We start from the raw sequence: 25945 nt of genomic DNA, 5'->3' as shown, positions 1-25945 counted from the left end.
TGTCTGGGTACTGATGTCATATCGGTGCGGTCGTCATGTCGATGCTGCGTTGTCGGGGTGACAGGATTTGAACCTGCGGCCTTCCGCTCCCAAAGCGGATGCGCTACCAAGCTGCGCTACACCCCGCGCCATCGCGGTCCGCACCGCGCGCTGACGCGCGGCGCTGACCACGCGAGATACTACGGCTTACACACCGGGCGGCCGCGCGCGAGGCAGCCAATTGGCGTTGATCCGGTGCGCGCCGGTACGATCCTGCACGCAGCATGCGGGCGTAGCTCAATGGTAGAGCCCTAGTCTTCCAAACTAGCTACGCGGGTTCGATTCCCGTCGCCCGCTCCACAGACCGGCCCGGTTGGGCCGTTGCCGCAGGTCGGCGCTATTCGAGGGGTTGGGCCTGTACCGCGTCCGTACCGCGCACCGCCGTCGCGTAGGGGCCGACGCGAGCCAGGACTTCCGGGTCTTCGTGGACTTGCCTCCACTGACTGAAGTCCAGTTCGTCCATACTCGTCGGCATGGGTGCCGCACCCACCGGCGTGCAGTAAACCTTGGTTGGCTGGTCGATTTCCGAATCAGCCACCACCGGCTCGGTAAAGACGCTGGCATCCAGGTGCAAGAGCCCTTCGTTCACTAGATACACGATTAGGCAATAGGTGTTCTCCATGCATGCGCCGATCCGTGACCACACCCCTGCCGCCGCACGGTAGCGCTCGTTCAAGGTCGTGTCCTGGCCGATAGCCGACTTGATGGGCTCCGTATGGAGAGAATCGGAGTTCAGCCAGCGGTCGGCCAATTCGACATCCGTAAGCGTGCCGTTGTCGGTCATGAAGTAGTAGATCTGAGCGACCTTCGAGCCCTCCACGACTTCAGACCAGTAATCACGGAGACTCTGAATGTCGACCGTGCTGGCGAGCGTCTCCTTGCTGAGCAACTTCTCCAGCGCGTCGAGCACTGACGACCAGTAGACCGACTCTTTCCCGATCGTGAAGGGCCGTAGCCGAGCGGCCAACGACTCAAAGGCTTCCTCGGGAGGCAATTGGATCTTCAGGCGGTGGGTGCTTTCGCCTGTCTCACGGTTCGTCTCAACAGCGATCTTGAAAGTGCCTCTTGCAACTTCGTTGAGCAGATCGAGGTCGTCACGCACCAGCGAGTGGGCTAGTACCCTTCTTGCGCGCAGAACAAATCGTTGCAGGCGGTCGCGGGGGTCGAGAGCTGGCATGTAAACAGCCTATGACCGACCACCGACAACTCCGGCAAAGGAACAGCCCCGGCTCCGAAGAACCGGGGCTGCCCTCAAACACGGCGACTATCGCCCGCGCTTGATCGTCCACACCACGTTGCCAGTCCGGACCTTCTTGGTCTGGCCGGGCAGGACCCTCACCGTCTTCTTGATGGTGGCCATCGCTATCACCTCCAACCCGCCGGGAACTGATCGACCGGCAGGAGTCAGCACGCCCTGTTGCGCGCCGACCCGCGAGAGGTACGGTTGCCACGCGGTCTTCCCCAAGAGCGCGGCAACAGCCTCACGCCGGTAGCCCCGATGTGAGGCTGTTCCAGTTTCTGGCAGGAATGACGCTACAGCTTGTTGGCGACAATGCACGCGAACACAACCTCTTGTGCTCCGGCGTGTCGGAGCTCGGGTTCGTGGATTTGCGGAGTTACGTTGTCCTGCTCGACTCCAGACGGCAGCTAACCGTGCAGCGGCACAACATTCGCGGGCAGGGTCGGCGTTGCCACCATTGCTCCCAAAGCGGCCATCGCGTCCGCGTGGTCGTCGGTGTTGAAGAGGTGGGTGTAGATCGCCAGTGTCGTCGTTGGCTTCGAGTGGCCCATGAACCGGCTGACCTCCAACGCACTCAGCCCCGCCGCGACGCACAAGCTCGCGTAGGTGTGTCGGAGCGCGTGCCACGTGAGCCCTGGGGGTAGTGATGCAGCCTTATCTCCCGACACCGTCGCGGTCCGAATAGCCCCACTACCGCAGGCCGGAACACCGCCTTGTAAAAGGTGGCATGGCGTACCGGCTGTGACCAGTCGACCACAAGCCGCTCCCCGGCCTCGGCTGTCGTGAGTTCGGCCAGGGCTGCCGCTTGGTTCGCCGCCGACGCGCCTACTGGGTTCTTGACCCCGGTCGGTCGCTGGGCCTTCAACGAGACCGATGGAAACAGCGGAGCGGTCGGCTCGTCGGCACGCGGGTGGGCGGCGACGTAGTCCCGCAGCAGTGCGGTCGTCGTCGCCGTCAACGGCACCCGGCGACGGCTGCCCTTGGTCTTAGGTGGGAGGTACCGCAGCTCAGCGCCGACCCGCGCCAGCGTTCGGGCGACATGGAGCCCGCCGGGTTTCGTGGCGACGTTGGGGTTGATCGAAGGGGCCGGTAGCTCAACATCGCCCACCTGCAGCCCGGCCAACTCTCCCGCCCGCAGACCGGACCACGCGGCGACGTGAACCAGCACGTTGTACGGCCACGGCGTAGCTGCCGCGAGCGCGGCAACACGGCTACGGCTGTGCAGGGGTGCGGTACGGCGTTCCCGAGACTCAGCCGGGGCGGAGTGGTTGCGCTGCCATCGCCCGTCCTTTCCAGGCTCCGCCCCGGCTGACCGCGCTACCGATGCGTGCGATTACGGGCAGCTCTCGATGCCGCGCTGCCCGTGCACGTCCAAAGCTATGCCGATAATCGCGTCGGCCTCGGCTGGCGTGAACCGCAAGTCGGCCAGTTCTCTCTTGGCATCGTTAACAGCGATTTCGCTCGCACCGTGCGCGCCCCCGAACAACCAGCAGGTGCGGTCCCACGCCATGTTTACAATCTCGTAGTCCAAGTAGCCGTAGCCCTGGTCTTTCAGACCCGACACAATCGGTCGTTCGCGGGCGAATGGGGAGTCGACCAATAGCTCGTCAATCGTCTCGGCGTTCGCGGCTGGCGCAAACGCAAACAGGATCCCGCCGAGCGCCGCGAATCCCGCGCCCATCACCTTCATTTGTCGCGTCATTAGTTTTCTCCCCCATCCTCAGCAAACTAACAGGCCGATTCTCGCCTGTTGCCCCGCCGCCTCGCGGGTAAACGAGGCACCCGGTTGCACGGTCGTTCGATACCAGCCGTCGTACCGCGTCCGTACCGCCAACCGCAGCGAACTCGGCCCGTACCCGACACGAACCGGAAGCGGCTGAGGCGCCTACCGCAGGCGGCTGTTTGCCCTGCTAGGAAGCATTTCCGGTGAAGTGCGGCGACGCTACCTCGGGCTATTCGCTCACCCGTTTGGGCGCCGAGAAAGTCTTCCAAACTAGCTACGCGGGTTCGATTCCCGTCGCCCGCTCCACAGACCGGCCCGGTTGGGCCGTTGCCGCAGGTCGGCGGCCCCTACGCTCAGACGATGGTCACGTAGCTCTTGCGGATGGTCTCGCGCACCGTCCAGGTCCCGCACCATCCCTTCGGCAACACCAGCAGCGAGCCAGGCCCGATCTCCGCGCTCACCCCGTCGTCTCCGACGACGGTCCCCGAGCCGGAGATGATGTGGCAGACTTCGGTGTTGCCCCGCCGGTCGGCGGTGAACTCCCCCGGCCCGCACTCCCAGACACCGACCTGGGTCGAATCGCCCGTCCAGACCCCGGCGGCCGACTCCATCTGATCGTCGCGGCTCGTCGGTTTCGGCGTCGGTGCGGGCATCGCGATACCTGCGGTGTCGGCGTGCCGGAGGTGAGTGCCCTCGCACTCGGGTCGATCGGTCATCTGCGTTCCTCCCCCCCGTCTGCCGTCAGCGGCCGGTGATCGCGTTGGCCAAGCGCGCCAACGGACTGGTCCGCGGTGTGTTCTTCTCGTTCTCCATCCGGTCGGCGGTGCGGTACAGCGCGTACATGCCCTGCACACCCAGCCACCGCAGCGGCTCGGGCTCCCACTGCCGGACGCGTCGGCCCACCCACGGCAGACGGGTCAGTGCGGTGTCCCGACCCAGCACCAGGTCGGCGAGCGTGTGGCCGGCCAGGTTGGTGGTGGTCAGCCCGCTACCGACGTATCCGCCCGCGGTCCCCATTCCGGTCGACCGGTCGAAGTCGACGGTGGCGGTCCAGTCCCGCGGCACCCCCAGCACACCGCACCAGGCATGGTCGATCGGAACGTCCCGGCTGTCCGGGAACATGTCGTGCATGAGCGCGGTCAACGCGTTGACCGTCCATTCCTGGGTCGCGCCGCGGTCGTCGATCGCCGAGCCGTATCGATAGGGAATCCCCCGCCCGCCCAGCGCGATTCGGTTGTCGGCTGTGCGCTGGGCGTACATGTAGCCGTGGGCGTAGTCGCCGAGCAGCTCGGCACCTTCCCACCCGATCTTCTCCAGCGCCGCCTTCGGCAACGGCTGGGTGACGATCATCGACGAGTTCATGGGCAGCCAGTTCCGACGCTGTCCGGGAATGGTCGCGGTGAAGCCCTCGAGACAGCGCAGGATCACCGGCGCACGCACGCTGCCCCGGTCCGTCACTGCCCGGCCCTGCCGGATGTCGGTGACGGTGGTCTGTTCGTAGATGGTGACACCGCCGGCCTCCACGGCGCGGGCCAGGCCGGTCACCAGTTTGGCCGGCTGCACCCGCGCACAGTGCGGGCTGAACAAGCCGCCCAGCGAATTCCGGACGCGGATGCGAGCGTCCATCTCGTCGCGGCTCAGCACGACGAAATCCTCCGGCCCGGCGCCCCATCTGCGCTCGTACTCCACCGATTCCCGCAGCCGGGTCATCTGCGCGCGATTCCGCGCCACGTGCAGCAGCCCGTCCTTGGCGATGTCGGCATCGATGCCGTTGGCCGCGGCGACGGCGATCACCTCGTCGACGGCGCCGCGCATGGCGCGCATGAGGTCCACCACACCTTGCTGCCCGTGCGTGGCGGCGTACGCGTCGCGCGAACCCGCGAGTTCGGCGGACAGCCAGCCACCGTTGCGCCCGGATGCGCCAAACCCGGCGAATTCCCGCTCGAGGACGACGATGCGCAGGTCGGGCTGCGCCTGGCTGAGGTAGTGCGCCGCCCACAGCCCGGTAAGTCCGGCGCCGACGATGCACACGTCGGCGTCGAGGTCACCCGGAAGTGCTGGGCGCGGCTCCGGCCATCCGATCGCCCGGTACCAGAACGACACACCGCCGTTGATGAAACCTGGTGATCGGACGCCCGTCTGCTGGTGAGCGGGTGACATTTGTTGCGCTCCTTCGATTTTGGACACGTGAAATCAGCTGGCCGCGACGGGGGCGGGTTCTTTCGGCTCTGCCGGATCACCGTCGTCGGCGGGGAGAATGGCCGCACATTCGGGTTCGAACGTCAGCCACACCCGGTCGCCGGCGCGGATCGGTGTGATGGCCCCGGCGCTTTCCCGCACCGGCACGGTCGTGCCGTCGTCGAGGCGCACCTCGAGTTTTCGTGAACTGCCGAAGTAGATCTCCTGCAGCACCCGGCCCGGTATCGCGTTGGTCGCCTCGGGACGCGGGCCGTCGGGCTCGAGGAAGATCCGCTCGGGCCGGACGACCACCGCGACAGCGGATCCGCGCGGGTGCGCTCCGCGTGACGCGATCAGGCGCAGCCCCCCGGCATCGACTTCCGTGCCGTCCTCGGCGGTCCCGTAGAACAGGGACGACTCACCCAGGAACTTGGCGACGAACACGCTGCCGGGACGCTCGTAGAGCTCGCTCGGCGTACCGAGCTGCTCGATGCGGCCGTTGTTGAAGACCGCGATCCGGTCGGAGAGCACCAGGGCCTCGTCCTGATCGTGTGTCACGTAGACGAACGTGGTGCCGAGTGCTCCGTGGATACGCTTGATCTCCAGTTGCAGGGAATCTCGCAACTTCTTGTCGAGGGCGCCCAGTGGCTCGTCCATGAGCAGCACCCTCGGGTCGTAGACCATCGCCCTGGCGAGTGCCACCCGCTGCTGTTGCCCCCCGGACAGCTGTTTCGGCGTGCGTCCACCGAGGTGCCCCAAACCCACTGTCTCCAGTGCCTGCGCCACCTTGGCTCGCCTCTCGGCCTTGGGCATCGACCGCTGGCGCAGCGGGTACTCGACGTTCTGCGCCACAGTCATGTGCGGGAAGAGGGCATAGTGCTGGAACACCATGCCGATATCGCGCCGGTGGGGCGGCAGGTCGGCGACGGGACGCTGGTCGATGAGGAGCTGCCCCTCGGTGACGTCGACGAATCCGGCGATCATGTTCAGTGTCGTCGTCTTGCCCGAACCGCTGGGACCCAGCAGGGTGAGGAACTCGCCGGGCAGCGCATCGAGGTCGACGGCATCGACGGCGGTGAACGATCCGTAGCGTTTGGTCAGGCGGCGCATGGTGATCGACGCGCCGTGCGGGTTGCCGTCAGTGGACACGGTTTCTCCTGAACGTGTAGATGCCGGCTATGACGGTCAAGACGGTGGTGAGCAGAAGGATGAGGGTGCCCGCCGCAGCGATCGTCGGATCGGTGTCACGTGTGACAGAGGAGTACATCTTCACCGGCAGGGTCTGCAGGTACGGGCTCTGGATGAACAACGACAGCACCACCTCGTCGAAGCTGGTGGCGAATGCGAACAGCGCGCCGGACAGCACACCGGGCGCCACCAGCGGCAGGGTGACCGTCCGGAAGGTGGTCCAGCGCCCGGCGCCGCAGATCGCTGCCGCGTTCTCCAGCCGGGTGTCGAAGTTGGCGAGGCTGGCCATGACCGGGACGATGACGAACGGCAGCGCGAGCACGCTGTGCGCGATGACGAAGCCGAACGTCGTGCCCAGCAGGTTCAGCTGCAGGAAGATCGCGTAGATGCCGATCGCGACGACGATCACGGGAACGACCATGGGCGCCAGCAGAAGTGCCCTGATCCCCTGCTTGCCGAAGAACTGGGCGCGGCTCAACGCCACCGCGGCAGCGGTTCCGAAGGTTGTCGCCACGGCCGCCACCAGAACACCGACCTGCAGGCTGGCGGACAGCGCCGACATCCAGGAGGGGTCTTCGAAGAAGTTGGCGTACCACTGTGTCGACCAGCCCGAGGGTGGGAAGACGAACGAGGCACGGTCGGCGAAGCTGAGCGGTATGACAACGAGTGACGGTGCGGTGAGCCAGATTCCGACCAGGGCGCAGAAGAGCAGGAGTAGCCCACGCCAGGCGGTCTTCATGCGGGCGGTCATGCCGTCTGCACCTTTCGGCTTCGCCGCATCAGCAGCATGAGCACGGCCAGTACGACGAAGGTCACGACGAGCAGGACCACACCCATCGCTCCCCCGCGTCCCCATTGCAAGAGACTGTTGACCTGTACGTAGATCTGCTGGCTGATCAGTGAGTCATCGGGTGCACCGAGCAGCGCCGGCGTCACGTAGAACCCGAGGCTGCTGATGAACACCATCAGGCAGCCGGCGCCGACGCCCGGCAGGGACAGTGGCAGCCACACGCGGAAGAACGAGGTGATCGGGCGCGCACCGAGGCTGGATGAGGCGAGCACCAGCCGCCGGTCGATGCCCGACATCACGGCGTACAGCGGCAACACCATGAACGGCAGCAGGATCTGACTCATGCCGATGACCACGCCCAGGTTCGTGCGGATCAGCTGGACATCGTCGAAGCCCAGTGCGGTCAGCGCACTGTGCAACGGTCCGTCGTCCTGCAGGAGGATCACCCAGGCGAACGTCCGGACCATCAGGCTCGTCCAGAACGGCACCAGGACAACGAAGGTCATCACCATGCGGAGCTTCGGCCCGGCCGCGACCATGGCGTAGGCGTACGGATACCCCAGCAGCAGGCAGATCGCGGTCACCTCGATGCCGGTGCCGAAGGTCCGGACCAGCACCTCGCGCTGCACCGCATCCGACAGGTACCAGCCGAAGTTCGCGAATCCCAGCTCCGGCTCGCTGACGGCGCGCCAGAGCATGATCGCCAGTGGGACCGCGAACACTCCGACGACCAGGACCAGAGCCGGCGCGATCAAACCTGCACTCGCGCGGTCTTTCCCGCCCGCACCACCGTCATCCGCGCGGCTTGGTGCGGGCGGTCCGCCCGACAGAACGTCGACCATCGACACTGGCGCGCCCGCCTAACCCGCGAGCCAGTTCGCGTAGGTGGCGACCATGGGATCGTGGTTCTTCGCCCACCAGGCGAGATCCGTCGGGAACCTGTCCGCCTGCCGTTCGGGAGTCGTCGTCACGTACTTCGCGGCCAGCTCGTCGAGCTGCGGCTTGGAATCGACGTTGGCAGGGCTGTAGGACGTCAGCTCGGCCAGCCGCGCCTGCTGCTCGGCGCCGAGGTAGTAGTTAATGAGCGCCATGGATGCCTTCGGGTTCTTGGCGCCCACCGGCACGGCGATGGTGTCAGCCATGGGCATCCACTGATTCCACATGGGTGCGAACGGCGCCCCGTTCTTGACGGCACTGTAGGCGCGCCCGCTCCATACCAGCGCCATGTCGACCTGACCCGCTTCGATCTGCTGCTGTGACTGAGCGCCACTGGTCCAGAACACGATGTCGTCACGAATGCTCGAGAACTTGGCGAGCGCCCGGTCGGTGTCGATGGGATACACCGCCTCGGGCGCCACACCGTCGGCCAGCAGGGCGCCTTCGAACATTCCCGGATCGAGGTCGCCTGAGATGCCCTGGATGCCGCGCTTACCCGGGAAACGCGTGGTGTCGAAGAAGTCGGCCCAACTCTTCGGCGGATTGGCGCCGTACTTGTCGGTGTTGTAGACCACGATCAAGCCGTAGGCCATCGCGGGGACCGAGCAGTCGTCGGTCTTGGTGCCCGGGGGAATCTTGCTGATGTCGACGATGCTGGTGTCGATCGGCATGAAGAGCTCACCGCAGTTCGCCGCCGTGAACACGTTGGTCGAGTCGATGACGTCCCACGTGACATTGCCGGAATCGACCTGCGCCTTGATCTTCGCGTTGTCGGTCGGACCGTCCTGCAGAATCCTGGCTCCGGACTCCTCGGCGAACGGGTCGAGTGCCGCCTTGGTCTGGCCCTCTTGGAAGATGCCGCCGTACGACACGAAGGTCAGCGTGACACCGTCGAGGGCACCGGCCTTGACCGTACCGACCTTCGGCGGTCCACTGCCGAGGTCGATTTCGGCCGCGGGACCCGAACCACCGGACGTGCAGCCGGCGGCGATGCTCACGGTCAGTAGAGCCGCGGCCAGTACCGTCGGCGCTGGCACACGGATTGCCGATCTACGCACAACATCTCCTATTCTCGGGCAGGGCTCGACCGCACCCTGCGACCGTCGGTCGCAGACTGATTACGTTGGTCTGCAATGAATCTCGGTGGTCAGTCGGTCGGCGGGCTCACGATCCAGAGCAATTCGGCACGTGAGTCGCAGTCGTTGTGAACGGTGTGTGGGATCGACGTGCGGTACTCCGCGCTGTCTCCCGGCTCGAGGCGGTGTCGCACGCCGTCCAGTTCGAGCGTGGGGCTGCCGGAGATCACCACGAGGATCTCCTGGGAGTCACCGTGGACGTATGCCTCTCCCGCACTCGCGCCGGGTGCGAACTCCCCGGCGTAGACCTCGATATTGCGTAATGGCTTGGGAGACAGCAGATATTTGGCACTCAGGTCGGAGACGTGGATCTCCGGTCGCGCCGCCTTCCGTAGTATCCGGGCACCGTTGGCGCTGCTGTCGGCGAACAGGTCGGGCAGTGTGATGCCCAAGGATTCGGCCAGCCGGCGCAGACTTCCCACACTTGCGTTGACCTGTCCCCGTTCCAACTGGCTGAGGAACCCCGGCGACATCTCCGCGCGTGCGGCCAATTCACGCAGTGTCATCTTCCGCGCCAGACGGAATTCGCGGATGCGGGCGCCTGTTACCGCGTCCGCGGCCGGCTGCGCCGACGCGTCCCGCTGACCGACATCCTGCACTGACATCCGCCCGTTCGCCTGGAAGAATCATCCGGTTCGGTACAAGCGAACAAAGTGTTCGCTCTTCACGCAACGTTAAGGCGGCAGTGGCCCGGCCGCAACCGGAATCGCGAAATTCGTTCGATTCTCCGAAATGGAGCGTCGCTCAGTGCCGGCCGAGGAGATGCGGCCCCGTTGAGACGGGGACACCGTTGGCGAAGCGGGCCAGCCCCCACGCGGCAACGTCGTCGTCGACGCCGCGCCCCTCGGCCAGATCGGCAAGGATCTCCCCCATCAACGCGGAGAACTTGAACCCCTCGCCGCAGTCGCCGCAGGCGAGCACGACACGGTCGCCGACCATGTCGACGACGAAGTTACCGTCCGGGGAGTCGGTCCAACTGCAGACCTGGGCGCCCAGCACGGTCGGCTCGACGGCACCGAAATCGCACTGTACGCGCTGCCGAATCGACTGCGTCCGTTCGGGATCCGGGGCGCGGTCGCGGTCACCTTCGGTGAGCACCCGCAGCGGCGCATCCATCCCCACCTTGTAGCCGAGACCGGGAGACGGCATGGCATAGATGCCGGGCTCGGACGCCCGCGGCCCATCGAACAGGCACGGAAACTCATTGGTGGCTCCCCGGTCGCGGACCGCACCGAAGTGGACGACCTGCTCCAGATAGGGGCGCAGCGGGATCTCGAGCCCCAGTCCGGGAAGCAGTGCGCCCGCACGGGCGCCGGCGGCCACGACAACGCGGTCGACTGCCAGGGCATCATCACCGCGGTCGAGCACCAGCCGAACTGTGTTGTCCTCCACCGTGATCGAAGTGACCGTGCGCCCGAAGGCACGGACCCCGCCGGCGCGGACGAACAGCCGGTACTGGGCCTGCAACGATGCTTCGGCGAGCACGATGCCGGCGTCAGCGGCCCACACCGCCCCGCGACCATCGGGCCGAAGACCGGGGAAGTAGCGGCCGACGTCGCCCGCAGCCACTTCGACGCAACCGGCGTCGAGTGCGCGCAAGTTCTCGATCACAGGCTCCAGCGATTCACTGTCGCGCCAGAGCAGGCCGCGGCGCAGGAAGACCGCAGACCCCGAGCGCGACTGGAGACGGCGCATCGCCTCGACCGCTCGCGCCGACAATCTCGCACGCAACGGGTCCGGATCCGCGATCCGCCACAGCCGCGTCGGCCCCAGCGACGACGACCATTCGTTGAGCACCCCGTCGCGGTCGAGAAGGATGACGTGGTGGCCCCGCTCGGCGAGCCGGGCGGCGGCGGGTAACCCCCACGCGCCGGCGCCGATCACAGCGATCTGCACACCCAACTCCTCACGTCGCGAAATCACCACCCGGTCACCGTGCGCGGCGGCGAACACCATAGCGCCGGGCCGGCTCGGCGGCGAGCGGATCCGGTCGGATCCGAGCGATGCCTCGGCCCGCTGGACGGCTGAGAGAAGTTGCTGTTTCAAATATTGCTTTGTGCATATAGCCTGTCCAGGGCGTCTGTTGACGCCGGTGCAAATTCGGGGGGACGTAGCAGTGGGTGAACAGGCACGCCGCGTGAGCGGTGCAGCGTTGGCAGTGGGTGTGGGGATCTTCCTGTCCCCCGGCATCGCGACCGCGGAGCCGGTGACCGATTCGCCGGGGCCGGGCGTCTCCGCCGACGCCGGCACACCGGCAGACACGGAGCCCGCCGAGGACAGCGATCAGAGCGATGCCGACACCGACGATACCGACACCGACGAGCCCGAAACCGACGACACGTCCGATGACGAAGCCGAGGACGAGGGCGAGGACGAGGGCGACTCACTCGACGACGCGGGCTCGGACCACCACGGCGCCGATGCCGACGCTGATCCCACACCGCAACCGTCCGAGGAACCTGTAGACGAACCGGCCGAGGGCGTCGACGACATCCCCGTAGACATCCCCGTGGACATCCCCGTGGACATCCCCGTCGACATCCCCGTGGAGGCCGTCGAGGATGAGGACCCGGTCGCGCCCGTCGTCGAGGAACCCGAGGACGACCTCCCCGCGTCGTCGCCGCAGGCAGCACCGGAGGTGATCGCGCCGGCACCCCCACCCGCACCCGCACCGGTCGAATCGCCCGCGATGTGGGCGGTGCTGGCGTGGGCACGCCGCCAGTTGTTCGGCACGACGGCCACGCCGACCACGTCCATGGCCACCCACTCGACGTCGTCGTCGTCCACGACCTCGACACCGGTCACGACCATCAACGTCAAGGACTACGGAGCGGTCGGCGACGGCATCACCGACGACTCGGCGGCCATCAAAGCCGCCCAGGCTGCGCTCACCTCAGGCCAGCGCCTCTACTTCCCCGAGGGCAGTTACCGGTTCGCCCAGCAGAATCCCGCCGGCAACGCCGCGGTCCTGCTCAAGGGGCTCTCCGACGTCACCGTGGAGTTCGCACCCGGAGCCCGGTTGCTGATGGACAACCTCGACGCGAACGGCCACGGCACCAGCCACGGCATCCGCGTCGAGGGCGCGGCGTCGAACGTGACGATCCTCAACGCGACGATCGAGTGGAAGACCAGACCATCGGCGCGCAGCTTCGGCGACGGGTTCTCCGTCCTCGGCTGGGCGTCGAACACCCCACCACCACCGGGCTGGACCGGATCGACCGGAACGATCTCGAACATCTCCCTCGTCAACGCGAAGGTGATCAACGCGCCCCAGACCGGAGCGATCTTCATGGGCGCCTCGGACGTGACCGTCACGAATTTCACCGCCATCGGCACACGGGGCGACGGGCTGCATTTCAACTCCAATCGCCGGGTCACCCTCAACGGCCTGGTGGCCCAGAACACCGGCGACGACGGCCTGGCGTTCGTCACCTACTACGACCCGACCCAACCCTGGACGTACGGCCCCGGCGACGGCCCCTTCAACCAGCCCGGGCTCGGCGAGTGGAACAACGGCGGTTCGGTCGCGACGAACATCACCGTCACCGGCGGGTCCGCCAGCGGTGTGCGGGTCCAGGGCGGCTACGACATCACGATCACCGACGTCACGGTCACCGGCAAGGAGTTCGGCCTGCAGGTCAACTCGGCCAAGGCCACCGGCCCCGGCGACTGGACGAGCCTGGCGTCGCGCGACATCACCATCTCCGACGTGACCATCAGCGGGGTCCAGACCGGGATCGTGCTGGCCACCAACAACATCGACGGCACCGAGGCGTCGATGTGGTGGGACTTCTCCGGTCTGACGATCACCGACGTCACCATCCACAACGCCCGCAACTGGTCGATCGCGGTGGAAACACCCGGGTCGACCACGAGCAAGTTCGCCGGTCTCAGCCTGCGCAACGTCTACGCCGACGTCGACGCGAACGTCGGACCCCTCGGCGGCGGTAACGGCGGAATCCTGTTCGCCTCGCTGCGGGATTCTGTGATCGAGAACGTGCACCTGGTCTCGGTCCACGCCAGCGACATCAACGTGCTCGGCGCATCGCAGATCCGCAACCAGTACGACGTCGCCGACCTGCCGTCGTCGAATCTGACGATCGACGATCTCGTGCTCGAAGGCCCGGGCCGGATTCTCATCCAGGACATCGCCGGCGTGGAGTTCGGCGACGTGGCATCGCACGGGGCGCACAGCAGCGCTGTCGTACTGTTCCGCGTGAAGAGCGCGTCGTTCGACACCATCACGGCGGACCTGCCCGGCCGTGGCACCGGAGAGGGCTACGGCGTGCGCCTGCTGCAGGTGTACGACCTCGACGTCGCGAACATCGTGGTGACCACCGACGACCACATCGGATCATCCTGGTGGGCAGTCGAACTCGGCGGAGGCAACCCGGCCGAGGACATCGCCGGCGACGGTGTCCGCATCCAGAACGTCACGTACGTCAGTGGCCGTGACGCCGCCGGGTCGGACATCGTGGTCCAGGGCGGCCCGTACGGTCCGGTGAACTGGTACATCAACGCGACCTGGCTACACCAGGGCGAGGCCTCACCGCAGTGGCGCACCGGCTTCTGGGGCGACACCACGCCGCCGCTCACATCTTGAGCAATCCCGACTCCTGATAGCGCAGCTCCGAGTTCACCCGCCACGGATCGGCGTCCTCGCCGAAGTACCGAGCGACGCTGCCCATCGCGCTCAGCATCGCGTGGTCCTGATTGTCGTAGTGGTGCATACCGTTTCGGCCCATCGGCCGAAGCGACGGGTGATGTGTGCGGAGGTATTCGCGGATCAGCGCGACGCTATCCATTCGATCCGGACCGTAGACGGGGTAGGCGAACGGTGAGCGGACGAACATGATCCGCTCGACCGCATCGCCGATCCCGAGCGCACGGAGGTCCGCCTCGACGATGCGCGCCATGGACTCGTCGTCGGCGGCCCAGAGGTCGCCGTCGGAATTGGTGAAGTACTCCAGACCCAGATGCGTGCCGCGCCAATGCGCAGGCGACAGATGTGGCGACCACCGGGTGTAGTTCTGGATGCGTCCCACGCGCACGTCGCGACCCGGCGTGTACACCCAGTTGAAGGGGAGCTCATGGCGCGTCGCGAGCGCGACACCGACGGTGATCAGCGCGCGGTGCTTGAGCGCCGCGGCCGCCGCCCGGATGTGCTCGGGAGGCTCGGGCTCCAACGCCTCCACGAGCACCCGCAGCGGCATGCTCGAGAACACGGCGTCACCGGACGCGGTCTGCCCGTTCTCGAGTTCCACCGTCCAGCCTCCGCTGCCGGACCGCAAGGACACGACCGGCGAGTTCAGCGACAGGGCCACACCGTTGTCCGTCAGAGCCGCCGCTGCGGCCTCCCAGAGCTGGCCGGGCCCGAGGCGCGGGTACCGGAACACGTCGCGTGCGGCGGCACCGTCGGTGTCGCGCCAGCGGATCGGCCGTATTCGCTGGTTCGCCCAGTCGCTGGTCAGATCGTCGGGTTCGGCCAGCCAGGTCTTGCGGACGTACCCCTCGAAGAAGATCTCGTACCAGTGACGTCCGAATTCGCCGATGCCCCAGTCCCGGAAGCTCTCGGGTGCGGCACGGCGGCGCGTCCGGCGGCGCAGCCTGGCCCACCCCAGAGCGCCGAGACCGTACAGGCCGCTTCGAAACCCCAGCTGGGTCAACAGGTCTCGTCCGATGAGGGGATACCGGACGTGATGACCGTCGACCAGCATCGCGGAGCGGCGGGCGACCGCGACCCACTGGTCGGCCGGCAGCAGGGACCTCCAGACATCGAGCACCGCTTCGCTTCTCGTGAAGAACCGGTGTCCGCCGGGATCGACGCGCCAGCCGTCGACGCACGGGGTGCGGGCGAGCCCCCCGACGTGGCCGGACGCCTCGAACAGCCGCGGCGCCACTCCCCTGCTCACCAGTTCGAGTCCCGCGGTGAGCCCCGCGGGGCCGGCACCGATGATGATGGGGCTGCGGTTCGACACGGCTATCGTCCGCGACGCTGCGGGAAGCCCCGATAGTCGGCGACGAGGTCGTCGATGTGGCGACGGTCGAGGTCGTTGAGCGGGGTGGTCAGGAAAGCCAGTTGAGCGTATTGGCACTGCAGTGGCAGGAATCCACTGAGCAACGGCTCGGCAGTGGTGCGGATGACGAGATCGACCTCGCCGATCTCGAAGGCCTCGTTGATGTCACAGCCGTCGTGCTGCGCGCGCCGGTGGGCGGTGCGCAGTTCGTCGGCCGCGTCGTACGCGCCGAGGATGTTGATCCGGAAGGCGTCACCGCGCATGGTGTCCTCGAGGGCGGCGGCGGCCGACACGTACCCGGGCGGCAGCGCGGTCCGATCTCCGTGCAATCTCACACTGCACGCGGCGGGATCGAAATGAGCGGGAATCAATGAGGTGAAGAAATGGTCCGAGGCCGCGTACACGGCAGCCAATTCATGATCAGCCCGGGACAGATTCGCCCGGCTCAGGTTGTAGACAGAGACGGTCCCGACACCGTGCGCCTGCAGAATCGACAGAATTTCGACGACTTTCTCCGCACCACGCCGATAAGCGTCGGCCAAAGAAGTGCCGTTGGCGTCCGCCCAGCGTCGCAGTCCATCGGGAATCAAACCCACATGTGCCGGGCCCCCACGCGGCAATAACCCCACTTATTGATACTAGCTGAATTGCTCCGTCGATATTGCGGCTTTGTGAACGAGCGAATCAATCTTCCGTCGGGCGCAGAACCGCCAAGACGGTCAACAGCAGGATCTTGAGATCGAGCAGCAGAGACCAGTTCTCGATGTAGTAATTGTCGAACTCCGCGCGATCGGCGATCGACGTCTGCCCCCGCAATCCGTGGACCTGCGACCAGCCGGTGATACCGGCCTTGACCCGGTGTCGCTCGCCGTACCGCCGCACATGCATCTCGAACAGTTCGACGAACTCCGGCCGCTCGGGACGCGGCCCGACCAAGGCCATGTCGCCCTTGACCACGCTGAGCAGCTGGGGCAATTCGTCCAGCGACGTCTTGCGCATGATCTTGCCGATGCGTGTGCGCCGGTCGTCGCCCTCCACGCCGCCCGGCGCGGCCCCCTCCTTCAACTCGAAGGTGGCGTCGGCCGGGGCGGCGGGTCGCATGCTGCGGAACTTCAGACAGTCGAAGACCTTGCCGTCGCGTCCGACACGGGGCTGGCGGAAGAAGATCGGCCCGGGCGAACTGAGCTTCACCAGCAGCGCGAGTCCGAGGAAGAGCGGTGAGATCAGCAGCAGGACGACCGCGGCGATCGCCTTGCCGAGAGCGTGCTTCACGGCGAACTGCCAGCCCTTGGGGTCGACCGGTTCGAGGACCATCAGCGGCACGCCACCCAGGTGCTCGATCCGGGTGTGGGCGTTGACCACGTCCATCATCCGCGGCACCACCCGTACCCGCATGCCGAGGCTCTGCGCCACCTGTGCGCAGCGCGTCAACTGCTCGCCGGGTACCGCGGAGGGCGCGACGATGAGGTCTTCGGCGCCCGTCGCGCGAACGGCCACCTCGAAGTTGTCGATCGTCCCGAGGTAGGGCACGTCGAGCGGCTCCGCATCGGTGGGCCGCACCTCGTCGAGGACGCCGACCGGACGCAGACCGTAATCGGGCACCTGCGCCATCCTGGTGATGAGCTGGTTGGTGATCGGACCGCCACCGACGATCAGTGCCGGTGTGCCGAAGCGGTACTTGCGCCGCAGGTAGCGCTGCGCGATAGACCGCATCAGCCGGACCGCCGGCATGACGACAGCCGCACACAGCCAGATCCGGATCATCAGATCACTGGGACGGACGTGCGGCACGACCTGTTCGCCCGGCTGCCAGGCCGGCACCAGGACCGTGATGATCGCCAACGTGGTGAGTGCGGCGACCGCGACCGCGGTTTCCACCGGTTCGAGCTCGTCGAGGAAACTGCGGTTGAGCTTTCGCTTGTACATCGACCGCGTCGCCAAGACGATCACGACGACCGGCACGAACAACCACGAGATCAACAGGACGTTGCGGTTGTCCTGCTGATTGCCGATCCACAGGTGCGCAAGCACAACGGCCCAGGCGGCCCCCCAGACGTCGAGCGCCACCGTGATCGCGATGTACCCCGACTCCGCGCGCATCCGCTCGACCCAGCGGGGCGCGGTGACGGCCTGATTGCGGACCGACAGCGACGCGACCCTCTGCCGCGGAACCGTCGCCTGGCTACTGGACGTCATCCGCGCTCCGCCCTCGCCTCTGAATGCATGTGTCACTTCCCCCCGGCACCCTTTGCAGCTTCAACCATAAATTAGCCGCAGCGACGGCGGAAGGGAATCGACGGCCCGGGCGTGTGGGAATTTGCCCGCCGCACAGAAGCCGCCCACCGGCGGCGCCGAGTTCAGCGACTATTGCGAAGTGCCGGAGCCGAACATCCGCTCGGCGGCGAGATGCGCGAGATCACTGAGGATCTGCACGTGGCCGGTGCCCCACAACCGCGGTTTGTCGTCGAATACACACAAGGTTCCGACCGCGTTGTCCTCGCGGTCGATCAACGGTATGCCGAGATAGGCGACAACGGTCCCGTCGAGCACCGCGGGGTGATTCCGGAAAACCGGATCCGTGCGGGCATCCTCGAGAAGCAACGCCGCGCCGTTTGCCACCGCGTATTGACAAACGGAGCGATCGAGGGGGGTCTGGCGTTCTTCTTCGGACGTACCCATTCCCACCGCGCTCTTGAAGAACTGCCGGTCGACGTCGATCAGGGACATGGCCGCCGACGGGGCGTCCAAGGCGGCAGCGGCCGCTCGGGTGATGCGGTCGTATGCCTCTTCGGGAGGTGAGTCGAGCAGTCCGGTGGCATAGAGCGACTGCAGTCGAGCGGGGTCGGTGATCTCGGCTTCGACGCTGGGCATCTCGGCTTCGGCAAACACCTTGCACTCGTTGAGATGGGCCATCAGCTCCTCGACCGAGCCCCGTCCGCTACGCCGCAGATCGGCCACCATCTGGGATCCCACGGCGCGGGCCACATAGGAAACGACGTCCTCACCCGCGTCGCGCGCACATTCTTCGAGTAGACGATTGAGCCACTCGTCGAACCCAGTCAGAGAGCCGGTCATTCGGTCAACGGTATCCGAAGCACCTGGCAATGCGCATGAACAGGTGTGACGAAGCCGGGACATTCCGTCGGAGACGTAACCTTGATTGGAAATGCAACAAACAGGAGGGCGTGTGAAAGATCCGCGGAGGAATGACCGCCGTGTGGATCTGCTGTTCGATGCCCGACACATCCGGCAGAGCGGCATAGGGACGTACATCCGCACGCAGCTTCCCCACCTGGAGGATGCGGCGGCTCGAAACGGTCTCTGCCTGGCCGTGCTTGCGGATCCCGATTCGCGCCCCGCCCTGCGGCCGAGCACCGAGGTCATCATCGCCAGCCCGTCGGGGGCGCCGATGTACTCCGCCGCCGAACAGTCGGCGTGGCGTCATGCGTTCGAGGAGACGCGACCGCGTGCGGTCTGGCTGCCGCACTACCCGTACCCGTTGGCCCGTCTTCTGCCCGGCCGGCGCGGGATGTCGCTGTATGTGACGGTGCACGACACCATCCACCTGCTCCCCGAGGCCATCAGCGGACAGAGCCGGGCCCGCCGCGCGTACGCCCGCGCGATGCTCAAGGCCGATGCCAAGGGCTGTCGCAGGATCTTCACCGTCTCGGAGGCGACCAAGGTCACCCTGACGGAGATCGAGCCGTCGGCGCGGGTGCTGGTCACACCGATCCCGGTCGACGAGGTCTGGCTGCAGCCGGCCGATCCGGACCTGTCCCCCGTCCAGGGACGTTATGTGCTCTACGTCGGAAACACCAAGCGGCACAAGAACCTTCCGCTGGTGCTCGAGGCGTTCGCCGGTCTACGCGACGAGATTCCCCACAAGCTGGTGATCGCCGGCGGCGGTGCGTCCCTGCGGACTCTCGACGACAGGGTCCGCCGCCTCGCCGAGGACAATCCGGACCGGGTGCTGGTGACGGGGCAGCTGGAGTTCGCGGCGCTGCGGGCGCTGGTCGCCTCGGCGGAGCTGTTGATCATGCCTTCGCTGTACGAGGGCGCCGGCTTGCCGCCGCTCGAGGCGATGGCGTCGCGCACGGCTGTGCTGTCCTCGACCATCCCGGCGCTGCGCGAGACGTGCGGTGACGGTGCCGAGTTCTTCGATCCGCACCAGCCCGACCAGCTGGCCGAGCTGCTGCGCACCTACTGCACGGACGACGCGGCGAGAGCCGAGCTGGCCGAACGCGGCCATGACCATGTGCTGGCACGCCAGCGGCGCATCCGCGCGACCGCCGCAGCCGACGCGATCTGTTCCGACCTCGCCGCGACGACGTGACGCTGTCGCGGCGCGCACTGCTGGCGCGCGTACCCGCTGTCAGCGCCGTCGCCGTCCTCGCGGCGTGCTCGCTGGGCGATCAGCGCACTGTCGTCGACGTCCGCGCCTTCGGCGCCAAGGGCGACGGCATCACCGATGACTCGGAAGCGATCCAGGCCGCCGCGGGGGCGTTGCGCGCGAACGGAACTCTCCGGTTCCCCCGCGGGGTCTACCGGTTCGCGAAGCGGTGGCCACCGGGTGGCGCAGCGATCGTCATCTCTGGAATATCCGATGTTGCAGTCGAATTCGATCCCGGCGCCGAGCTGTACATGGACAACCTCAACCCGACCGAGCGCACCGGCAGCAGTCACGGCCTGCTGGTCCGCGGGCCGGGGTCACGAATCGCGTTGCGCAACGTCAACATCCGATGGGCCGACGGTGCTCAGCGGTCGCTGGGCGACGGTATCCGGGTAGAGGGCTTCCCCACCGCCGGAGACGATCCGCCGAACGGGTGGTCCGGGCCGCCGACACCGGTCGATCAGGTCGCCGTGTCAGGGTGCACGGTGCGGTCGAGCCCACAGACCGGGGTGGTGATGCTGGGCGTGTCCGGCATCAAGGTGACCGGGCTGCGGGTGACCGACAGCGGGGCCGACGGTTTGCACTTCAACGCATGCCGGCATGCCGTGGTCGACGAGTTCAGCGCGGTCAACACCGGCGACGACGGACTCGCGCTGGTGACGTACTTCGCCCCGGGTGCCGCATTCGACAAGGAGTCGCACACGTTTTCGTTCCCCGAACTGACCGAGTGGTCCAACGCGGACTTCACCGTCTCCAACGTCAACGTGTTCGGGTGCCGGGCGAACGGTGTGCGACTGGCCGGCGCCACCGGGGTCGGCATCGAGGGCCTCGACGTCGTCGGAGTGCACTCCGGTTCGGCGTTCCTGGTCGACTCCGCCGAACCCGGCACCGACGTCGGATGGAACTACGTGGCCAGCAAGGCGGTTCGCCTCGCCGACGTCACCGCCACCGACTGCGACATGGGCGTTCACCTGCTGGCCCGGCCCGGGGCCTCCGGCGATCAGCGGTTCACCGACTTCGACGTCCACGTGCACGACGCGAAGCTGGACGACTGCGCGACCTGGGCGGTGCGGGCCGAGTCGCTGACCGGACAGCAGACGAGCGGCCTGCGCATCGACAACTGCAGCGTCACCGCCACCTCGACCACGGGCGGCAACGGCGGCGTAGGCATCGCCAACGCTCGCGGAATCAGCCTCGGGGACATGTCCATTCGTCATGCCGAACCGGTGGTGGCGTTCCGGGCGGACAACGCCGGACAGCTCGCCATCGATCACCTGAGCGTGGCGATCACCCGGTCCGAGCCGCCGGAGACCGCCCCCGGGCACGTGGTGGTCGTCGACCGTTCCGACGGGGTCATTTACGAGTTGAGCATCGGCTGGCCCGCCGCCCCGAGCTCCTGGATCCCGGTGCGCCAGTCCGCACCACTTGCCATACCGAGTCTGACGGTCACGCCGCCGGTCGTGACTGCCGCGGTGCGGCGTCCCTGACCGACCCGCTCATCCGGGCGGCCAGCACCGCACATCCACCCGTCAGCAGCAGCAGGAAGACGACGATGCCGTAACTGAGGATCTGTACCCGCCAGACCTCCAGGAAGCAGTAGGCCACCACGCCCGCCGAGCCGGCGATGACCGGGCTGAAACTGAACATGCGCGCGAACACGTACCCGGCGAACCCGTACGCCAGGATCGTGTACAGCCACCCCCAGGCGCCGTGTTCGGAGTAGATGTCGGCGAAGACGGAGTTGGTGAAGAAGTTGCCCGCGAACGTCACCGAGTAGCCGTACACCGACGACTGCTTCCAGCTGTCGTCCTTGGCCACCTTGTTGAATTGCAGGAACGTCGGCTTGATCGCGTCCAACGAGGCCACCGCGCCGCCCCGGTTCTCCCAGGCGCCGCTGACCACCGCGTCGGACACGCCGAGCGAGACCTGCGCCGGCACCGCGAGATAGGCACCGGACTGATAGACGTTCATCGCCACCGGATTGGAGACGCCGGCCTCCCGGTAGTAGTTCGCATTGCGGAAGTAGTTGAGCGCGGTGAGCACCCCGAAACCGGTGAGCGCGATCAACCCCACCGCGATCCACGTGCGCGCGCTGGATCCGCCGGTGGCAGGCCGTGGTTCACGACCCCGCACCCATGCGGCGAGGAACACTGCGCACGCCATCAGCAGCGCCAGCCGCGAGGCGATCATCGCGTTGGCCACCAGCAGCAGCACACCCGCGACCATGTACGGCCACCCGATGACCTTCTTGCGCCACAGGTAGACCCCGATCGGCGCCGCCAGGATCGTGGCGTACCGCAACGTCTGTGGGCCCGCGAAACCCGAGAGGGCATTGCTGAAGTCGTTGGCGGTCTGCTCGCTCAGCGAGGCGATGATCGCCGGGATACCGCCCACCTTCCAGAACGAGTAACCGACCCCGAGGACGCCGGCGGTCAGCAGGAGGAAGAAATACCGGCGTTCGAACCGGGGGGTGGCCGCCCGTGCGGCACCGGCCGTCGACCGCGAGTGCTGTGTCCCCCACCAGAATCCGACCATCGACACCATCACGATCGCGCAGTACCACAGCACCAGCAGTGCGACACCGCGCCCGGTGACCTCCGCGGGCGTCGAGAACCCGGTCAGCGCCTCGGACGAGGCCTGTGGCGATCCGACCTGCTGGCGGGCGAACAGCGCCGACCACGCCAGGAACGACATGCCGGCCGGCGCGAGGATGAACACCGCCGGGGTGAACCACGCCGGCGGGTGGGACGACCCATCGTCTCTGAGCGCGGCGAGTCCGGTGCGGTCGGTGCTGAACATCACTGACCCAGCCGCTGCCGTAGCCGTCGCATCCCGAACGCCGCCGCATAGTCTGGTGCGCCCCGCACCGCGGCGCAGTGGTAGACGACGGCGGTGATCATCTCGGAGACCGCGAACGCCAGGAAGATGGCCGCAGTGCTCTGCCACACCATGAGGAAGCCGACGCTGATCGCCAGATAGACCACCGTGCTGGCGCCCCGGATCCAGAACACGAGCACGGTCTTACCCGCCTTGCGCAGTGCGGCGAACGGCACGGTGGAGACGAGCATGAAGGCTTTCCACAGACAGGCCAGCAGCATCGCTGCGACGCCGACGCCCTGCCACGCCGGACCGAAGATTAGGCTGCCGACGCCACCGAACGCGGCGACCAGCACCACGACCATGCCGGCCGTGAACACCGCGACGAACGCCTTGAGCTCACCCCGGTGCCCATGCGCGAGAAGGCGATACCGGCCGTAGGCCAGGATCGGCTCCAGCGCTCCCGCCACCGTGGAGATGACACGGAACGTGACCGAGGCCGCCGGACCGACCATCACCAACAGGATCGAGGTGATCGCGGGCTGGACGGCGCCGACCACCGCGGTTTCGGCGGTGACCCAGCTCGATCGGCGGACATCAGGCGGAAATCCCATTCGCGGCATGGCTTTTCGCGGCCGGTACCGCACCACCACCGCGAGCAGCGCCCCCACCGCCAACACCCGCACACAGTGTGGATTGTGCTGGTCGGCCATCCAGAGCGCGATCACGCTGGCGACGATCAACGCCGACGCGGCGAACCCCTCGGTCTTCCACTCGCCGGTGACCACCCCGATCGAGCGCGTCATCAGCAGGCCGGTCATCACGCCGATCGCGCCGGCCATCAGGACGGCCGACGACGCGACGGCTGGACCGATCACGAGCAGCCCGCACGCGGCGGCGCTGAGCAGGACCACCCAGCCGGGCAGGCCCGGTTCGCCTTCGGCGTCGGGCGTCGCCAACCGGCCTTCGACGATGAAGGCGTTGAACAACTGCGCAACGTAGACGCCGACGGCGAGCGCCAGCGCGAGGAAGCCCTGGGTCTCGATCGGCGCGATGCGCGCGTAGATGGCGATGAAGATCGCGGGAAACACGTTCAGCGCGAGACCCGCAACGACCTGCACCAGGGTGTGCAGGTGCCTGCTGTCAGGCACGGCGGTGGGCCGCCAACGTCTGCGCCACCACGTCGGCCATCCTGGCGCGGAACACCTCCGGCGAGAACTGTTCGGCGCGTTCGCGAATCGCGACCGGATCGAAGCGGCCGTTGTCGAAGGAGGCGAAGGTCTCGGCGAAGTTGCTGACGATCTCGGCGTCGGTCCGACCGGTGACGAACGAACCGGTCACGCCGTCGACCACACTGTCGAGCGCGCCGCCGACACCGAGGGCGATCACCGGGGTGCCGCACGCCATCGCCTCGACGGGCGTGATGCCGAAGTCCTCCTCCCCCGGCATGACCATCGCCCTGGCCCCGCGATACAGGTTGCGGAACTCCTCGTTCGACACGCGGCCGGCGAACGTGACGTCGCCGCCGTCGGCGAGCTTGCGGCACCGGGCGGCTTCGCGGCCGTCGCCCGCGACGATGAGCCGGACGCCGGCCTCGACGGCGGCTCGGATCGCGATGTCCGGGCGCTTGTAGGCGACCAGGCGGCCGGCGAGGAGGAAGTAGTCACCGCGCTGCTGTGCCGGGTCCGGCGTGTAATGCTCGATGTTCACGGGTGGGTGGACGACCTGAGCCTCGCGGTTCCAGTGGTCCTTGACCCGCTGGGCCACCGTCGTGCTGTTGGCCACGATGGTCGAAATGTTCGGTGCCGCCGAGCGTTCGACGGCGATCGCCAACCGGGACAGCATCCCCAGGGCCAGCTGTCCGGGTAGCGACGGCGCCTCTTCGCGGCGCATCTTCTTGTCCCACGCCCACCGCGCCGGTGAGTGCACGTAGACGATCGTCGGCGTGGTCCCCGCGGCGTTGACGGCGGCGGCGGCGAATGCGTGGTGACTGATGAGCACCGCTTCGGCCGAACCGAAGTCACGGCGTCTCAGCCAGCCCGGCACGAGCGGCAGCAGGGGTGCGTAGGTGCGGTATCTGGCCGCCCGGTAGGCCGAGGACAGCGGACCGGTCTGGACGCGCGGGACGAAGTCGGCGGTGACGCGCGGGTCGACGATCGGGATGTGGATCGGCGCGTCCGGCCACTGCCGGGCGAGTTCGGCGACGACGTGTTCGGAGCCGGCGATCTCGGTCAATCGTTCGTGGACGATCGCGACCGTCACTGCATGCTCCGCTCGCGGTCGTTCTTCGGTGATGGCGGTTCTGTGGTCTCCCGGCGTCTGCGCATGAACGCAGCAGCGGGTCGTCGGTAGGTGAACACCGCGACCACCGGCGCCGCGCTGGACGCGGTCGCCGCCCGCAGGGCCACCGCCTGCGCCGCACTGTCGCCGTCGAGGCGGGCCACGAGCACGATGCCGGTCGCCGCGCCGACGACCGTGGGCGTCAGGGCCGGGTCGCCGACGACTCCGCCGTGCACGACGCGCACCGCATCCTGCTGCGCGGCGGAACGGATGTCGGCCGCGCCGAGTTCCAGCAGGGCCGCCACCTCGGCGCTGCCCGACGACGGTGACGCGCCGATCACCAGGAGATCCCCGCCCGGCGCGGCCGACGGTGTCTGGGAGTAGAGGGTGCGGGCGAGTCGCAATTGCTCGTCGTCGTGCCGCCCGCCGGGGTGTTTCATGTCGAGATCGACAGCGGGGACGAGCACTCCGTCGACGTTGTCGGTCAGCGTCGTGGCCATCGCGCCGCGGCCCGAGCGCCGCCGCCGGGTGAGCGCCACGGCGATCGCGCAGGCGCCGCCGACCAGTCCGCCCAGGAAGACCCCGATGACCCACTGCTGCGAACTGGGGTGGTTCGGTGTCGGCGGCTGCACCACCAGCAACGTGGAAGCCTCCGTTGCTTGGAGTTCCACGCTCTCCCGCACGCGGGCGAGTTCCTGCATCCTCGTCACGTCCGCGGTGTCGCGCTGCTGCCACTGCGTCAGTGCGGAGAGGATGCCTCGGAGTTGCTCGTCGACCCGCTGCTCGAGCTCTTGGCCGTAGAGATCGATCGCGACCTGTACGGTCCTGATGGCTTCGTCGCGAGATTTGCTGCTATTGCTGATGGTGACGACTGACGACTCGCTGGCTTGCGCCACATTGAGCACCGCCGGCTCGTCGAGCGCCATTTTCCTGGCGACCGCCTGGGCGAAACCCTCCCCGGACAGATAGGCGATCTCGCCGCCGACGAAATTGCTCGTATTGCCTTGATTGTCGGGGGTGACCTGACTGGCCCCGGCCGCGATCGCGGTCAGATCAGCCGGATGCTGCAGACGCACAAACGCTGTCGCGGTGGTGTCGGTACCCAGTGCCGCGAAGGCCACACCGCCGATCAGCGCACCGATGCCGATGCCTATGAGTGCGGCCACCAGAAATTTCACCCTCACCAGGCGCGATTCCAGCGAAGAAATCAA

21 protein-coding genes and 2 tRNA genes are annotated in these 25945 nt (G+C 67.2%); 4 read left to right on the top strand and 19 right to left on the bottom strand.

The features are described from left to right. Nucleotides 1-52 precede the first annotated feature (52 nt). Nucleotides 53-126 (bottom strand) — tRNA-Pro (locus G6N30_RS03480). Nucleotides 127-265: 139 nt separating this feature from the next. Here G6N30_RS03480 and G6N30_RS03475 point away from each other — a divergent pair. Beyond that, nucleotides 266-339 (top strand) — tRNA-Gly (locus G6N30_RS03475). Nucleotides 340-376: 37 nt separating this feature from the next. Here G6N30_RS03475 and G6N30_RS03470 read toward each other — a convergent pair. From G6N30_RS03470 to G6N30_RS03420, 10 genes are all read right to left on the bottom strand, one after another. Continuing rightward, complete coding sequence (locus tag G6N30_RS03470) at nucleotides 377-1216, bottom strand: hypothetical protein (RefSeq protein ID WP_234880325.1); 840 nt, start codon at nucleotides 1214-1216, stop codon at nucleotides 377-379. Nucleotides 1217-2612: 1396 nt separating this feature from the next. After that, nucleotides 2613-2969 carry a hypothetical protein gene (locus G6N30_RS03460; RefSeq protein ID WP_134060010.1) on the bottom strand — a complete coding sequence of 119 codons (357 nt, stop codon included), beginning with the start codon at nucleotides 2967-2969 and terminating at the stop codon, nucleotides 2613-2615. A gap of 386 nt (nucleotides 2970-3355) precedes the next feature. Then, complete coding sequence (locus G6N30_RS03455) at nucleotides 3356-3718, bottom strand: cupin domain-containing protein (protein ID WP_234880324.1); 363 nt, start codon at nucleotides 3716-3718, stop codon at nucleotides 3356-3358. A gap of 25 nt (nucleotides 3719-3743) precedes the next feature. Further along, the gene (locus G6N30_RS03450; protein ID WP_134060008.1) at nucleotides 3744-5162 is read right to left on the bottom strand and encodes an NAD(P)/FAD-dependent oxidoreductase; all 1419 of its coding nucleotides are present in this window, start codon (nucleotides 5160-5162) and stop codon (nucleotides 3744-3746) included. Between the two features lie 33 nt (nucleotides 5163-5195). Further along, entirely contained in the window at nucleotides 5196-6329 is a 1134-nt protein-coding gene (locus tag G6N30_RS03445; protein WP_134060005.1) for an ABC transporter ATP-binding protein, read from the bottom strand. Then, nucleotides 6319-7119, bottom strand: coding sequence for an ABC transporter permease (locus tag G6N30_RS03440; RefSeq protein ID WP_234880323.1), 801 nt, complete (start codon nucleotides 7117-7119; stop codon nucleotides 6319-6321). The genes G6N30_RS03445 and G6N30_RS03440 overlap by 11 nt, the downstream gene beginning before the upstream one ends. Continuing rightward, complete coding sequence (locus tag G6N30_RS03435; protein ID WP_234880322.1) at nucleotides 7116-7913, bottom strand: ABC transporter permease; 798 nt, start codon at nucleotides 7911-7913, stop codon at nucleotides 7116-7118. The genes G6N30_RS03440 and G6N30_RS03435 overlap by 4 nt, the downstream gene beginning before the upstream one ends. 105 nt (nucleotides 7914-8018) lie before the next feature. Next, nucleotides 8019-9092 (bottom strand): ABC transporter substrate-binding protein, encoded by a 1074-nt coding sequence (locus tag G6N30_RS03430; RefSeq protein WP_234880321.1) that lies wholly within the window; start codon nucleotides 9090-9092, stop codon nucleotides 8019-8021. A gap of 149 nt (nucleotides 9093-9241) precedes the next feature. Continuing rightward, complete coding sequence (locus G6N30_RS03425; RefSeq protein ID WP_134059999.1) at nucleotides 9242-9835, bottom strand: type II toxin-antitoxin system RelB family anti-toxin; 594 nt, start codon at nucleotides 9833-9835, stop codon at nucleotides 9242-9244. 139 nt (nucleotides 9836-9974) lie between these two features. Further along, nucleotides 9975-11126, bottom strand: a complete 1152-nt coding sequence (locus G6N30_RS03420) for an FAD-dependent oxidoreductase (RefSeq protein ID WP_234880320.1) — start codon at nucleotides 11124-11126, stop codon at nucleotides 9975-9977. A 241-nt stretch (nucleotides 11127-11367) separates the two neighbouring features. Between G6N30_RS03420 and G6N30_RS03415 the strand changes: the two genes are divergently transcribed. After that, complete coding sequence (locus G6N30_RS03415) at nucleotides 11368-13833, top strand: glycosyl hydrolase family 28-related protein (protein ID WP_234880319.1); 2466 nt, start codon at nucleotides 11368-11370, stop codon at nucleotides 13831-13833. On the opposite strand, the gene G6N30_RS03410 is transcribed toward G6N30_RS03415, so the two are convergent. The 4 genes from G6N30_RS03410 to G6N30_RS03395 all read right to left on the bottom strand — a co-directional run bounded on the left by G6N30_RS03410 (nucleotide 13823) and on the right by G6N30_RS03395 (nucleotide 18322). Then, nucleotides 13823-15208 (bottom strand): FAD-dependent oxidoreductase, encoded by a 1386-nt coding sequence (locus tag G6N30_RS03410; RefSeq protein WP_134059995.1) that lies wholly within the window; start codon nucleotides 15206-15208, stop codon nucleotides 13823-13825. The two genes, G6N30_RS03415 and G6N30_RS03410, sit on opposite strands and share 11 nt — an antisense overlap. A 2-nt stretch (nucleotides 15209-15210) precedes the next feature. Then, nucleotides 15211-15843, bottom strand: a complete 633-nt coding sequence (locus G6N30_RS03405) for an undecaprenyl diphosphate synthase family protein (protein ID WP_134060340.1) — start codon at nucleotides 15841-15843, stop codon at nucleotides 15211-15213. A gap of 88 nt (nucleotides 15844-15931) precedes the next feature. After that, nucleotides 15932-17443 (bottom strand): sugar transferase, encoded by a 1512-nt coding sequence (locus tag G6N30_RS03400; RefSeq protein ID WP_134059993.1) that lies wholly within the window; start codon nucleotides 17441-17443, stop codon nucleotides 15932-15934. A gap of 168 nt (nucleotides 17444-17611) precedes the next feature. Continuing rightward, nucleotides 17612-18322, bottom strand: a complete 711-nt coding sequence (locus G6N30_RS03395; RefSeq protein ID WP_234880318.1) for a GAF domain-containing protein — start codon at nucleotides 18320-18322, stop codon at nucleotides 17612-17614. A 142-nt stretch (nucleotides 18323-18464) separates the two neighbouring features. Between G6N30_RS03395 and G6N30_RS03390 the strand changes: the two genes are divergently transcribed. Then, nucleotides 18465-19580, top strand: a complete 1116-nt coding sequence (locus G6N30_RS03390; protein WP_234880317.1) for a glycosyltransferase family 4 protein — start codon at nucleotides 18465-18467, stop codon at nucleotides 19578-19580. After that, nucleotides 19577-21124 (top strand): glycosyl hydrolase family 28-related protein, encoded by a 1548-nt coding sequence (locus tag G6N30_RS03385; protein ID WP_134059989.1) that lies wholly within the window; start codon nucleotides 19577-19579, stop codon nucleotides 21122-21124. Before G6N30_RS03390 ends, G6N30_RS03385 begins: the two co-directional genes overlap by 4 nt. Here the strand turns inward: G6N30_RS03385 and G6N30_RS03380 are convergent. From G6N30_RS03380 to G6N30_RS03365, 4 genes are read right to left on the bottom strand one after another with little or no spacing between them, the layout of a single operon-like run. Continuing rightward, the gene (locus G6N30_RS03380; protein WP_134059987.1) at nucleotides 21084-22436 is read right to left on the bottom strand and encodes an O-antigen polymerase; all 1353 of its coding nucleotides are present in this window, start codon (nucleotides 22434-22436) and stop codon (nucleotides 21084-21086) included. The genes G6N30_RS03385 and G6N30_RS03380 overlap by 41 nt on opposite strands. Next, nucleotides 22436-23605, bottom strand: coding sequence for a hypothetical protein (locus G6N30_RS03375; protein ID WP_134059985.1), 1170 nt, complete (start codon nucleotides 23603-23605; stop codon nucleotides 22436-22438). The genes G6N30_RS03380 and G6N30_RS03375 overlap by 1 nt, the downstream gene beginning before the upstream one ends. Next, complete coding sequence (locus tag G6N30_RS03370) at nucleotides 23598-24716, bottom strand: glycosyltransferase (protein ID WP_134059982.1); 1119 nt, start codon at nucleotides 24714-24716, stop codon at nucleotides 23598-23600. Before G6N30_RS03370 ends, G6N30_RS03375 begins: the two co-directional genes overlap by 8 nt. Continuing rightward, nucleotides 24713-25900 (bottom strand): hypothetical protein, encoded by a 1188-nt coding sequence (locus tag G6N30_RS03365; RefSeq protein ID WP_234880316.1) that lies wholly within the window; start codon nucleotides 25898-25900, stop codon nucleotides 24713-24715. Before G6N30_RS03365 ends, G6N30_RS03370 begins: the two co-directional genes overlap by 4 nt. Nucleotides 25901-25945 lie beyond the last annotated feature (45 nt).

Source organism: Mycolicibacterium litorale (assembly GCF_010731695.1).
In the GTDB taxonomy this organism is placed as follows: Bacteria; Actinomycetota; Actinomycetes; order Mycobacteriales; family Mycobacteriaceae; genus Mycobacterium; species Mycobacterium litorale.
The sequence above is the reverse complement of the archived record's forward strand: the minus strand, read 5'-3'. Positions and strand labels throughout refer to the sequence as shown.

Excerpts from the sequence above, each read along its gene's own strand:
- G6N30_RS03470 (WP_234880325.1), bottom strand. The coding sequence starts at position 1,216 with ATGCCAGCTCTCGACCCCCGCGACCGCCTGCAACGATTTGTTCTGCGC.
- G6N30_RS03460 (WP_134060010.1), bottom strand. The coding sequence starts at position 2,969 with ATGAAGGTGATGGGCGCGGGATTCGCGGCGCTCGGCGGGATCCTGTTT.
- G6N30_RS03455 (WP_234880324.1), bottom strand. The coding sequence starts at position 3,718 with ATGACCGATCGACCCGAGTGCGAGGGCACTCACCTCCGGCACGCCGAC.
- G6N30_RS03450 (WP_134060008.1), bottom strand. The coding sequence starts at position 5,162 with ATGTCACCCGCTCACCAGCAGACGGGCGTCCGATCACCAGGTTTCATC.
- G6N30_RS03440 (WP_234880323.1), bottom strand. The coding sequence starts at position 7,119 with ATGACCGCCCGCATGAAGACCGCCTGGCGTGGGCTACTCCTGCTCTTC.
- G6N30_RS03425 (WP_134059999.1), bottom strand. The coding sequence starts at position 9,835 with ATGTCAGTGCAGGATGTCGGTCAGCGGGACGCGTCGGCGCAGCCGGCC.
- G6N30_RS03400 (WP_134059993.1), bottom strand. The coding sequence starts at position 17,443 with ATGACGTCCAGTAGCCAGGCGACGGTTCCGCGGCAGAGGGTCGCGTCG.
- G6N30_RS03395 (WP_234880318.1), bottom strand. The coding sequence starts at position 18,322 with ATGACCGGCTCTCTGACTGGGTTCGACGAGTGGCTCAATCGTCTACTC.
- G6N30_RS03380 (WP_134059987.1), bottom strand. The coding sequence starts at position 22,436 with ATGTTCAGCACCGACCGCACCGGACTCGCCGCGCTCAGAGACGATGGG.